General features: G+C 46.3%; 1 pseudogene. It reads left to right on the top strand.

What is annotated here, in order from left to right:
• A pseudogene (locus A3738_RS10545) lies at window positions 1-512 on the top strand (Tol-Pal system protein TolB); the annotation flags it as partial.

Here is a 512-nt window from a genome sequence, read left to right as displayed (position 1 = left end):
TTACTAATCGCACGAACCTAGCCCTTCCTGCGGATATCGCACGAATTATCGATGCGAATTTATTGCGTAGTGGAGATTTCGTTACCTTACCGACCAATAAAATGCTGAGTCTTCCTGATAAATCAGGGGATGTGTATTTTCGTGATTGGAAGATGCTAGGGCAGAGTTTTGTGCTGGTGGGGCAGGTTAGCTCAGATGCAGCGGGTAGGCGATTTCACGTCCAGTACGAGCTAATGGATGTATATAATCAGAAGCGCGTTGTCGGTGAGCTGATTTCTTCTAGTACGACGGGGATGCGACAGTTAGCGCATCGTATATCGGATAAAATTTATGAAGCGATCACGGGTGTGCGTGGTGCATTCTCAACCAAAATCGCTTATGTCACTTTAGATCTAAAGGGTGACGATGCTGAGTATCGACTTCAGTTAGCTGATGCGGATGGACAGCGTTCCAAGACCTTGTTTAAAAGTGCTAAACCAGTCTGGTCGCCTTCTTGGTCAAACGATGCAACA

The organism is Oleiphilus sp. HI0066, from assembly GCF_001635725.1.
Note: the sequence above shows the minus strand (reverse complement) of the source record. Positions and strands in the feature narration are given on the sequence as shown.